The sequence below is a fragment of the Candidatus Jidaibacter acanthamoeba genome, from assembly GCF_000815465.1.
GTDB classification, from domain to species: Bacteria; Pseudomonadota; Alphaproteobacteria; order Rickettsiales; family Midichloriaceae; genus Jidaibacter; species Jidaibacter acanthamoebae.
This window is the reverse complement of record NZ_JSWE01000004.1, coordinates 1-11,374: the sequence shown is the minus strand read 5'-3', so window position 1 is coordinate 11,374 and position 11,374 is coordinate 1. Positions and strand designations below refer to the sequence as shown.

8 protein-coding genes are annotated in these 11,374 nt (G+C 29.0%); all 8 read left to right on the top strand.

Features of this window, described 5'->3' with window-relative positions:
- A partial coding sequence (locus tag NF27_RS00080) for a type IV secretion system DNA-binding domain-containing protein (protein ID WP_039454476.1) occupies nt 1-390 on the top strand: 390 nt, incomplete at its 5' end.
- A gap of 74 nt (nt 391-464) precedes the next feature.
- A complete protein-coding gene (locus NF27_RS00075; RefSeq protein WP_039454474.1) occupies nt 465-743 on the top strand; it encodes a type II toxin-antitoxin system RelE/ParE family toxin in 279 nt (92 codons plus the stop codon).
- A 21-nt stretch (nt 744-764) separates the two neighbouring features.
- Nucleotides 765-1,085: a HigA family addiction module antitoxin gene (locus tag NF27_RS00070; RefSeq protein WP_039454472.1), complete on the top strand. Its 321-nt coding sequence runs from the start codon at nt 765-767 to the stop codon at nt 1,083-1,085.
- A gap of 158 nt (nt 1,086-1,243) precedes the next feature.
- Nucleotides 1,244-1,588 (top strand): type II toxin-antitoxin system RelE/ParE family toxin, encoded by a 345-nt coding sequence (locus tag NF27_RS00065; protein ID WP_239647802.1) that lies wholly within the window; start codon nt 1,244-1,246, stop codon nt 1,586-1,588.
- The gene (locus NF27_RS00060; protein WP_039454468.1) at nt 1,578-1,880 is read left to right on the top strand and encodes an XRE family transcriptional regulator; all 303 of its coding nucleotides are present in this window, start codon (nt 1,578-1,580) and stop codon (nt 1,878-1,880) included. Before NF27_RS00065 ends, NF27_RS00060 begins: the two co-directional genes overlap by 11 nt.
- A gap of 842 nt (nt 1,881-2,722) precedes the next feature.
- Nucleotides 2,723-7,852: an AAA family ATPase gene (locus tag NF27_RS00055; protein WP_039454467.1), complete on the top strand. Its 5,130-nt coding sequence runs from the start codon at nt 2,723-2,725 to the stop codon at nt 7,850-7,852.
- 54 nt (nt 7,853-7,906) lie between these two features.
- On the top strand, nt 7,907-10,384 hold the full coding sequence (locus NF27_RS00050) for an AAA family ATPase (RefSeq protein WP_039454465.1): 2,478 nt from the start codon (nt 7,907-7,909) through the stop codon (nt 10,382-10,384).
- Between the two features lie 173 nt (nt 10,385-10,557).
- A partial coding sequence (locus tag NF27_RS00045; protein WP_039454464.1) for an IS481 family transposase occupies nt 10,558-11,374 on the top strand: 817 nt, incomplete at its 3' end.

The window sequence follows — 11,374 nt, the reverse complement described above, 5'->3', positions numbered from 1 at the left end:
GACGCTAAAACGGCAAGGTGGTGTGCAGATACCATAGGGAACCAAGAAGTAGAGATTGTTAACGAAGGTTTATCCTATGGTGCGGATAAAAGAAGAGACGGGGTTAATATCGCCAAAAATTATAGAGAAAAAAACCTTGTTTTGCCTGCAGAAATTTTATCTTTACCCGACTTGGAAGGATATCTAATTATGACCGGCGGGTATCCTATTGCAAAGATAAAATATGACTATAAAAATTGGCCTGCATTACAAGAGTCTATTATTAAGGGGTATGATAAGCAAAGCAATATAGTTGATAAAGACTTAACTGAAGTTGAAGGTTTGAAGGAAAAAGCCGTGATAGTGTCTAAAGAGTCTTTAACTGAAGAGATTGAGCCAGAAAATAAGTAGGTAATATTCAGTTGAAAACTTTTAAAATAGAGATATACTTGTTTTAATGTTATGGGTTTGGTATACTGTATTTAATGATAGTAAGTTTTAAATGTAAGAAGACTAAAAGCTTATTTGAAGATTACTTTGTAAAAGAATATGAACACTTTGAAAAAGCTGCAAGGCGTAAGCTGCTTTTACTACATAGAGCTAAGACACTTAGCGACCTGGCTCTTCCGCCCGGTAACCGACCTGAGCCATTGAGGGGCGATCTAGAAGGGTATTATAGTATTAGGATTAATAAACAGTGGCGGATTATATTTAGATGGAATGATAATAAAGCTTTTGATGTAGAAATTATAGATTACCATTAAGAAAGATAAGGAGTAAAAAATATGACACACACAGATAAAAGGTTGGCTCCTATTACACCTGGAGAAATATTATTAGAAGAGTTTTTAGTACCTTATGGCATAAGCCAAAATAAACTGGCAAGGGATATAGACGTGCCTTTAACAAGGATTAATGATATCGTGAAAGGTAAGCGCGGTATATCAGCAGATACAGCATTAAGACTTGCTAGATACTTTAATACTTCAGCTGATTTATGGCTTGGTTTACAGGCGGAATATGACCTAAGGACAGTGCATAATAAACTTGGTAGCTATATTGAAAAAAGAGTAGTTCCTTATCAAGATGTTAAAAATACAAGGTAAGATTTTAAAGTAAAATAAGTAGTAAAACAACTAGTTGGTAGAGCTTGCTAAAATAGCTTATATGCTACATAATTTTTTTAACTAGAATTTAAAGAATAGTATACTTATATCTTGCTAATATGTATCATTTTTGGTACAATAAATAAATGAATACGATAGTGAAAAAGATACAAGCAAGTTTTTATCAAAATAGTTCTGGTAGAGAGCCTGTTAAAGAGTTTCTAAAGGAGCTGTCTAAAGGTGATAAATTTATTGTAGGAAGTGATATAAAAACTGTAGAGTTTGGCTGGCCAATCGGTATGCCTGTATGTAGGCCACTGAGTGAAGGATTATATGAAGTAAGGTCTAGTTTATCAACCAAAAGGGAAGTTAGAATTATATTTTTTATTTATAAATCTAATATGATTTTATTGCATATTTTTATCAAAAAAACTCAAAAGACTCCTGACTCAGATTTAAAACTTGCTAGAACAAGAAAACAAGAGGTAGAAAATGACAAATAAAGAATACAACAAAGGTATTGGTACTAGTTTTGATAGCTTTTTAGAAGAGGAAAAAATACTGGCTGATGTTGAAGCTACTGCTTTGAAAAGGGTACTCACATGGCAGTTAAGCCAAGAAATGGAAAAACTTAAAATAAATAAAACTGAGATGGCTAGGCGAATGAATACCAGTAGAGCATCAGTGGAAAGATTATTAGATCCGAATAATCCTAGTCTTACATTAAAGAGTTTAGAAAGAGCTGCTCATGTTTTACATAAAACAATTAAGATTGAGTTATGTGATAGCCTATAATCGTAGCTTTCATGGCAATAAGATAAGAAAATGAATAAAAGGGCAGGGAAAGCTAATTGTAGCTAAAACTTAATTATCTCAGTATTTAAACCATTTATCTATAGAGGGTTAACAAGAAAGTAACTAATGATTAGGAAGATAATATAAATAAAGAAGAATTATTAACTGTATGATCTGCAAAGATCAGTAGCACAAAAGTTGACAGTAAAAAACATTTAGATGCATTGTTTGGAGTAGCATAAAAAATTATTAGTAAAGAGAGACAGCTTGCAGCTAATAGGATTGGGTACGGTTTAAGTTTCGGATATTAAATATGGAGAAAGTATGAATACAAAATCAAGAGAAAAGATAAAGATACCGGCTAGTAAAAGAGTTAAATTAGCAATAGGCGAGTAGCTTAAATAAGCAGTAAACAAGAAAGACTCAAAGAAATAATATAAGGCTTTTATATTATAACTATTCTGCATCGGTAGTAGTTTAATACTCATACAGGTTATGTCTGTCTATTATAAATTGTAATTTTTTTGAGAGCACTAGAATAGAGTATAAGCGAGAAACCAAATAACACTTAACTTCTAATCTTTTCCTAATTAATTTTATAGCACTAAACTTAAATACACAGTTTAGGATATATTAAAAAATTTTACTTAATAACTTTTCTACTCAATATTAAGAAGTAATAAAAACAAAACAAGCAGTATAGCTATAATGTTAATATTAATCTAATAATTATTCAAAATATCTTAAATATATAGAACTAGACAATCATGAGTGCACACTAAATATTAATATAAAATCATAAAATTTGATTAAGTAACTCCAAAACAAAGGGTTTTATACACATGAAAAATGCATACCAATACGAAAAATATAATGCTTTTAATCGATACAATGATTATCAATATAAATATCAAAACTCTGATATTAGTGCCATTGGAAAGCAATTAATGTCAGGAAGCTTTATACATGAAATAGGTAAGAGTAGTAATTATGAGATAGATAAGCAGCATGATTACACTGCATTCGAAATATTCAAAAAATATAAGGAAATTATAGATAAAGGCGAAAAAAAAATAGGGATATATAATACAGAAGGTAATCATTGGATAGCATTTGTTATAATTAAATTAGACCATATAATACATTGTATATATAAAGATTCCCTAGGGTCTACCACGATAGATGACTTTGAAAATGATATAAAAATAGCATTTGGTGAGGAAGTTAAATTTAAATCATATAAAGGGAAAGAACAAGAGGATCTAAAGTATTATAAGGGTAAAGAGAATTTTAAAAATGAAATAATTACTTGTGGTTTATTCGCATTAAAAAATGCGGTTCTTTTCTCAACGAAAAATACTTTGGATGAGCTTATAGATATATCTTTAGATGAATTTTTCAATCCAGCTACTGCCCCGGAAGGATATGAAAGTAGCATACAAAGTTTAAGACAAGAGTATGCTATAATTTATGCTAAAAATATTTATGAGAGTTTAAAATCTAGTTTTCAAGATAAATTATATAGGCAGTCTGTTATAAGTGCTCACCAAAAAGAAGTTAAAGAACTAGAGAGAATATTTATACAAGCCAAAAGAGAAGACATTAAAGTAGAAGTAAGAACACAAGCGGATAATCCTAGTAATTATTTTTATTGCTTAGAATGTAGTGCTGAGAGATATAAAGAAACCTTAAATTGTTTAGGGGAATTATTGGGTATTCAAACCAATCTAATAAATGCAAAAGAAGAAGATAAAAAGTCACGGTTTAAAATAGAGCCTGGATATATTCAAGAAAAGACAGCATTCCAATTATATGCTTTAATACAAAATCAACCTACTATATTGACCACCGAGCTTAATACAAAAGATTTAAAAAATGATTTTATTCAGGCCTTAAATATTCAGGAGCAAATAACTGATATATCATTTTTAGAAAGAATTACTAAAGAATTTGATATTGAATTTAATATATGGCCTAAGAATAATTTAGAAAATAAGGGTAATGGTCCAGAGTATATAATTTTTATAAAAAATCTTTTTAACAAGGAATTTGAAAAATTTATTCAGCAAGAAGGTTCTTCGGTAAAGTTATCTATACGAGTCATTAAAAAAAGATTATTAAAAATTGATATCACTTCCTTAGAAAAAAAAATTGAATTAGAAGAATTTGAAACAATCCTTGCAAAAGGAAGAGAATTACTTTTAGAATTGCAAAGAAAAAATACTAAAAAGAACAAAAGCGATATTCAAAAAGATATATTTTTATCAATTGGATTATGTGCCAAGCTAGTAATCTACCAACAAGAAAATGAAGATAGCATTAAAGATATCATAACTTCGTTTCAAAGATTTTATGACCTTATCAAACTATCATATGTAGTAAAGAGTAGTAAAGATCTAATAAGTGATATTAAGCAAACATCATCATATTCTGACATTTCTGAAGAGTCCAATGACTTTTTTTGTGAAAGTACAGAAGATCAAGAGAGTAAAAAATTACCTAATACTAAACGCAATAATAGTTATATGCCAGGGCAATTGAAGCAAAATTTAAAGAATATATGGAAAGATTTGTCTGGTTTAATGAATATTTTTATTCAAGAGTTTGCTAGTTTTAAAAATAATAAAGATTTTAAAATGAAACGATTTAATTTGTTTATAGATTGGCATTTAGATGGTTATTTCTTGGAAAGATTAAACTTTTATTTATTGGAGATATCCAAATATTTAAACCATCAGGATACAGTTGAAGCAGAAAATCAGAAAAATTTTTATAGATGTATATTAGTATGTTATATTATTGTTAATGATAAGCTTTCAAAAAGAATACAAGAATATTTAAAGAATAATGATTTATATTTAACCTTTAGATTGGATAATAATATATCAAATACCACAAATTTTACAAATTTATATTTAAAACTTAATGCCTATGAAACATCTAATAATTTGGCTCTATTTTCAAGAGTAAAAAAAGAGAATATTGGTACCTTAATAAATGCACTTGATGACATGTTAGATATAATGGTAGCTCCTTTAAAAAATGAGCACAAATCATTGTGTACAATGAAATTTGGTAAAATTATATCGAGTTTTAAAATATTGGAAAACAAACTACATGCTCCAACTTCAGATAATGATCCAAAAGAGTTACCTAATGACCCAAAAGAGTTACCTAATGACCCAAAAGAGTTACCTAATCCAGCTATAATTATAAATTATCAAAACCTTGAATTTAAAGAAAAATATAAACTCAATATAAATATTATTAAAGAAATAGAAGACATATATGATAACTTTAATAACACTAAAAGCACACCTGCTATCTTGGAATTTTATATATTAGTATTTTATAGTATTATTGATAAGTTACTAAGTAGCCCGATAGAAAAAAATAACCTAAATGAAGAGCTAAAACAAAGTATATACAAGATTTTAAATGAAATATGCTTAGCTGATAATTATTTTATTTTCAACCATTTAAGCTTATTAAAAAAAATATTATTAATATCAACTAAGCTCAAAGAAAATATGCTTAATATAGTCCATAATACTAGCATAAATAAAAGCTGCCCTTACTATATTAATTTGCAGCATAGTGGATTCCTGCCTTTAAGAAATTTTGAATGGGAGATACCCAATTTTGCTATAATATTCGGTGTAAATGGTGTTGGTAAAACCCGATTATTAAATTATCTGAATAATAAGTATAATGTTCAGTTGAATATTGATGCCAACCACTTACAAGAAATAGATTTGGCTTTAGGGGAAACATTGAGAAATATTACTAGAAGTAAAAATTTAACTTTTGAAGAAGTATGTATTTATATTAATAACTCTGGGGCATTTCCACTATCGCAGGGAAGCCACACCGCCTATGAATTCCCAATTATTACTTTTCTTTATATTGAATATTTAATAATTAAGGAAAACAAGAATTTAGAGATTACAGGAAATATTAAAGTTAAAGAATTTATTAATTCTTTACTTGAACGCCATTTTGTTGGTTTTATAATTAAAGAATGTTATATCGATGAAAATCAAAAATTTCAAATTCTATTTGAAAAAGAGGGCAAAGATATATTTTTTTATAATTTATCCTCAGGCGAAAAAGTTTTATTTACGCTGGTTTCATGTGCTGTTTCTAATAAAATAGTCGAGCAAGTATTGGAAATTAAACCGTCAAGATTATTATTATTTGACGAGGTTGATATTCATTTCCATCCTGAATATTGCAAAAAGTTTTTTGATATTATTAAAAATGATTTAGAGCATGAAAATACTTACATTATTATGACCACACATAACCCCGCAACTATAGCATTAGCCGAACAGTATAATAAACAGTTAATTGAAGAAAAACAAAAAGTGAAGTTTTATAACTTAAAGCAGTTGGAATCGAAAACAGAAATCTCAGAGGTTTCAACTGCAAGGCAGGCAATTTCATATTTATCTAAAGGGTTAATGAATGTAGTTGCTGATAAAAACTTAGTTTTAGTAGAATCTCAAGATGATGTTAGTTTTTATACTATGCTATCTAAAAAATTTGATAAAGAGTTGAAAGAAGGCAGTTCTATTTCAAACTGTTTCACAAAACTTATTTTTTTATCTGCAGGGGTAAAGTTGGAGGCTCATGAAAATATAATCGAAAGAATTAATGATTTAAACATTCCTGATGAAAAGATGCAAAAACTTTTTAGTGATATCGTTAAAGCTTTAAGAAGTAATGAATACATGGGCGGTAAGGATCAAGTAAGGCATAAAGTATTTAACCTTTCTTTAGAATATATACTGGGAGCTATTGACAAAGATAAAGGTAATGAACCAAGTAAAGGTGTTCACGTACTACCAAGAGCATATAGTATAGAAAATTATCTTTGTTGTCCTATTAATATCCTTTTATTATTAAAAAAGAAGAAATATGAAGGCAAGCACACTGAATTATATGCTGAAGTTATTAAAAAAATGAATTCTAACTTTATAAATAATTTACCTGACTTAAGTATTGATAATCGGGAAATGGAGCTACAGAACACAATTAATATTATGTGTGAAGCTTTTTTTAAAGTTTCAGGTAATAAACAACAAGAAAATAATGTTGTGCAAATTGAAACCATAGGAGGATTAAAACTTAATTATCCTCAATGGTGGATGGAAGAACAAGGGCATAATCTCGTTAGATTAATTAGAAAAGCTTTTTTACAAGAGGTAGAACAAGTAAATTTTAGAACTAAAGATTTATTAGAATCATACGAAAAGGTATATCCGATGCAGATAATCTCAAAAGAGCTAAAACTCTTTATTGAGAGTTTAATAAACTCAATTGATCCTGCACCGACCATTAATCCACAACAACTTTTACCCCAAGAAGTCACTGATAAAAAAACCATAATTCCTGTATTTACTGAACAAGGCCAAGGTGAATATATTTTTGGGAAAATATCGCATAAGTTTAGTATACAGGAAACAATACATAAAAGTGATGTAAAAGAATATATAGAAAAATATCTTAAGAAACATAAGACAATAAATAACATTAAACAACAATTATCCAATACTATACCTAGCCTTAAAGAAGATAATTTAACCCTTGAATTTATTCCTAAACAAGCAACTATCGAAAACTTAAAAATATTGTTTAAATTTATGAAAATCAATGCAGAGATAGAAGCGTACCAAGCTGAAGGAGGGACTAAAAAAAAGGTTTTTTTAGTGAAATGTAACACAAAAGAAGATTTAACAATACTTAAACAATGCTTTAAGAAAGAGAAGACTTCTGGTAATTCTCATAAAGATAAAGCAGCAGCAGTAAGGGAAGAAAATAGATTATTGGAGAGTAGTAAGCAGATAGCGCCAACAGAAATAGAGGATAAAAAATCTTTACCTAGTAGACCTCATAGTCCAAACTCACCTCATGCAAGTAGAATATCACAAGAAAGAGAGCAAAGTAGAGATGATTCTAGAGGTATATAAACTTTAAAAATGATATGGGGAAATAGTTTTTAATTAAATAGGGATTACAATATTATGACAAAAGATAAAAATCAAGAACATCCTCCATACTTAAACTCTGCAATTCGAAGTCTTTTCTTAAATAAAAAAAGAACTATTAATCAAGAGTACTTAAATACTTTTAATGAATTATACGAGACATATCATAATCTTAACCAACTCCCTTTTAAACCTAATTTAGATGAAGAGGAAAATAGCAAGTATGATATTAACCGTTTGAATTTTATTAATAAAGCGCTTAATTTTATTAATGATTATTATATATTAAATAAACAGCGATACAAAAAAAGTTTGAATATCGCAGAATTAGAATTGACTAAAGGTGATAAAACATTACATCCAAGAAAGTTTATATCATATGTTTGTTTTACAATATATAATTTATCAGGCAATTTACGCAGTAAGTATAAATATTTACTTCAACCTCAACCATTTACATGGGAAACCTTTGAACAACTTGGAGGTTTTTTAAAACAAGTTTCAGCAAGCTATATACATATGAACATTTATAGTCACATTACTGCATCATGTGAAGAAGAGCAAAAAAGATTGTTTCATGAATATCAGCATGTTAAGTTAATCACTAATGCAGCTATACCAACAATTTTACATTTCGATGTCCCTAAGCTTATAACTTTATTTGGTTATATTAAGAATTGTGAAGAAAATTCTGTGGTCAAACAAAAAGAAATTGCGCCTATTAAATTGTTAGCAATAAAAGCTTATACGAGACGTGTAGTAGATACGGAAAATTTAATTTACTTACTTAACAATAGTGATAATACATATGCATTATTGGATTTGAAAAAAATAGCCCCTTTAATTAATAAAGCACCTGGAAATACTGGAGCTTGCTTACTTATGATGGAGAAGGATGATAAATGTTATGAGCGACAGTTCAACTTAAATACAAAACTTGGACGTCATGCTGCGTTAAGACGCTTAGAAAAAATAGGGGAGTTTATCACAGGGAAAAACTTTTCGTCATCTTTAACTAAGCTTGATGCTACTATTGATTGGCAAGCTTTCATAGTTGTACGTGATACAATAGCTCACCAGGATCAAGGGAGTAATAAAACTAAAATAGAAAAATTGCTTGCAAACAATAATTTATTCTTAAGTGTACTTCGGGATGAAATGCAGGAATTTTTTAATAGGTTAAATCAAATTATTACACTGAGAGATAAGAACCTTCCAAGATTTAGGGAAGATGAGATAGATAAATTTTGGCAAGAAGTGTACTTGTATGAGCAGAGAGCTCAAGAGCCAGCAAGAAAAGAAAAACAAATACAAGCAAGAGCTTCAAAAGATAATGCCAAAATTATTATAGATACTTTAAAAGAATTGAAGGCAGATATTAAACTTCAAATGAAATGGATTAATATTTTAAACGGAAGACTAGAAATACCAAGCACAAAAGAAAAGGGTGAATTATTTAAGGTATTATCATCATTAAGAAGACAAAAACCAGAGTTATTCAAACAATGTCAAGATATTATCGATAAAGCTACTAATGGTCCTTCTACTAAGAAGAGCAAAGAACAAATCATGAAAGAGCAGCAAGAAGCTAAAGTAAAGAAAAGAATTGAAGAAGAAAAAAATTTATCTGGTTTAGTAAATCTAAGGACATTAGCACAAAGTTTTAAAGAAGATTCAGGTTCTAAATTAAATCGCATACAAAAAATTGAAGCAGCTATAGAAGCATTAGAAAATATTAAAGAATTTATTGAGCAGGATGAGTTTTTAAAAGAAAACTTAACTTTTCTAAATATAAAAAACTGTACCACTCAAGGTAAACTGGCAGCTTTAAAATTGTCGAATATGCTTGCTAATCATCCTGAATTTAGCGATTCAATAGAGTATAATATTAACCAATCATTACAATATATAGATAATATAAAAAAGTTTGCTGAAGCTAAAGGTAAAAAATATTTGGATCAAGACTATGATTACATACGCAATCTAAGAAATTATTTGGTGCATGGCAATTATTTAATGGATAAAGAAGAGAAAGATAAAGACTTCCAAAATAAAGGTTTATTTACTTCACGTCAAATAATAATAGTTAATACAATATTTATTTTAATATTTGATTTAATACCAATATTAAAAGAAGTTAAACAGGAAATTGTAGCCAAGGATAACAGGCAATATAAAGATAATATTATAAAAGCCTTAGCAACAATTCAGCAATTCTCTCAATCTCTCCGCAACTCACAACAACTTAGCTATCATAATGGTAATATACCAGTAGATTCAGATTATTTTTCTTATTTACCTTCAGAAGTTACCACACGCATTCTTCTATATGTGCCGGAAATTCACCCATTGTCAGTTTCATCCATACAAGAATCATTAGCCGCATATTGCAAAAGTAAAGTACCATCTAAGGAAGAAATAAAAACTATTTTAAATTCACCAGAGCAACTAAGTTATAGACAAAGATTAATAGCTGAGAGAGAGGATATGAGTATTAACTTGAAGAGTATGTAAGTTAATGATATTTAACTGTGTGATTCATATAGAACATTACCACTCAGATGTCAGCAGAAGTTGTGACTTTTAGTAAATAGATGAGTATATAAAGGTAAGAAATAAACCTTTTTACAGTGTTACTTTAGGTTGTTAGGATATCTGTATGTGGTAATAACTATTCAAATTGGAAAATGGATACCAAAGTAAAAAACCGTCTTAAATGGATCAAACTATATGAAGAACTAGGGGATGCGAAGGAAGTATGCCAGCACTTTGGGATTTCAAGGTTTACGCTAAGAAAATGGAGTAAACGCTATAAAGAAAGAGGGATGGAAGGGTTGAAAAATATAAGTACTAGGCCTAAAAATTCGCCATTACAAAAGAGGGATGAGATAAACGAAGAAATTATTCTTACTTTAAGGAAAGAAAGGAAGTTAGGAGTAAGAAGGATACAAAGTGAGTTAAAACGATTGCATGAAATATCATTATCTGTAGCTACTATACACAAAGTCTTAAAGAAGCATGAAGTAGGTTACCTACAACTAAAACGTCATTATCGTAAACAAGTTAAGCGATATAATTGTAAAATACCCGGAGAACGGGTGCAGATGGATGTTTGTAAAATAGCTCAAGGGGTTTACCAGTATACAGCGATTGATGATTGTACAAGATATAAAATATTAGGAATATATAAAAGGCGTACGTCCTTAAATACTGTTAACTTTTTAGAGTGTGTAATAAAGCACATGCCATTTCCAATACAACGTATTCAAACAGATCGTGGGCAAGAGTTTTTTGCTTATTTAGTCCAGGATTACCTAAAAGAAAAAAAGATTAAATTTCGACCTATAAAAGCTTTCTCTCCACACTTAAATGGGAAGGTAGAGAGATCACAACGTACAGATTTAGATGAGTTTTATACAAGTATTAATCCTAATGCTAGTGATCTCCCAGATAAACTTAAAGTATGGGAAGAATATTATAATAAACAAAGATCACATAGCGCTT